We start from the raw sequence: 1,415 nt of genomic DNA on the forward strand, positions 1-1,415 counted from the left end.
AATTCTTTTTCTTTCTTTTTCATAATTCATAAACAATTCTGTCAATTCTTCATTCATTTTTTCTTCATTTGTTTTCATTTTTCCATCTCCTATAACCCACTTTCATTTCCTGAGCTTTATAAATATTGGAACAATGCAAATAATTTTCATATATTCTCCAATTATCTGGCAATTCATCAATAGTTAAATTTTTTCTAGAAAGTTCATATACATATTTTTCATCACATCCTCTTAGGATAATTAGATTAAAGTGAGAAAACATATTTCTATCTGCACTACTAAAGTAAGAAGCCGTTTCATCAATAGGATGATTATGTGACACTATAACACCATAAAGTCTTTCTTCTAAATCAGTATCAGGGAATACTCTGTTATTTGTTCCAAAACATTTATAAACATCTCCATTACTTGTAATTATACACGCAGTTTCTATTTTTTTATAGACTGCTTCTTTTTCAAATTGAAGTTAAATTTTGTTTATTTCTTTTTCGTTCTAAAAGTCTATTGTTTTTAACAATATAGGAGGCTTATGATTTTGAGCAATACTGTCACTATCATCTGCTTATAAACCAAGAAGATCATAGGAATTTTTATTCCACCTCTAAATCAGTGTAAACGCACATAAAAAAAGTGGCCGAAGCCACTTTTATAGGTTTTATTTAATTTTCGTAAGATACTGTTACGTTAGTTAAAGCATCCTTTAATACTTTTGTATTAGGATCACCTTTTGCATTTGGATCTACATCCGCATTAGTTAGGATTTTAATCTTTCCATCTTTTACTTCTTTGAATACTTTATCGTAATCAGCTTTCTTGAATTTCTTTAATCTTGAGAAATCAGTTGAAAGACCAATGTAGTTGCCTTCTGCACCTAATACATGAGCGCCACCTTCAAACTTGTCATTGAAAGCATTTGTGATTTCATCAAATACAGTCTGTTTAACACCCTTCATAGCTGAAGTGATAACAGTCTTAGAATCATCTTTCTGGTCACTATCTACACCAATAGACTTTTTGTTTGTATCTTCTGCAGCAGCGAAGATAGAGTTACAAATCTGTCCACCACAAGCAAAGATTACATCAGTACCACCATTGTACCATCCAGTAGCTTTAGTCTTAATTTCTGGTGATTCATTGAATGTACCTGTGTAAGTATATTTTGCAGTAACTTTAATATTTAATTCTTTTGCGGCGTCGTTAGCACCCTGTAAATAACCATAACCATAGTTAATTACTGCAGGAAGTGCCATACCACCCATGAAGCCAATCTTTGTGTAGCCTTCTTTTACAGCAGCATAACCAGCTAAATAACCTGGCTGCTGTTCTTTATAAGTTGCACAGTAAACATTATCCGCAACATCTACAGGGTTTTCTTTTTCATCAGTAGGTGTGAAGTCAATTGCAACGAACTTAAC

At 32.1% G+C, this 1,415-nt stretch carries 2 protein-coding genes; both read right to left on the reverse strand.

Going from position 1 to position 1,415, the window contains the following annotated elements:
• Positions 1–64: 64 nt before the first annotated feature.
• Positions 65–322: a hypothetical protein gene (locus tag B2S90_RS06585; RefSeq protein ID WP_286696759.1), complete on the reverse strand. Its 258-nt coding sequence runs from the start codon at positions 320–322 to the stop codon at positions 65–67.
• Between the two features lie 337 nt (positions 323–659).
• The coding region (locus B2S90_RS06590) for a BMP family lipoprotein (RefSeq protein ID WP_286696760.1) at positions 660–1,415 on the reverse strand (756 nt) is incomplete at its 5' end.

It is taken from the genome of Catenibacterium sp. UBA627, assembly GCF_002299355.1.
Taxonomy (GTDB): domain Bacteria; phylum Bacillota_I; class Bacilli_A; order Erysipelotrichales; family Coprobacillaceae; genus Catenibacterium; species Catenibacterium mitsuoka.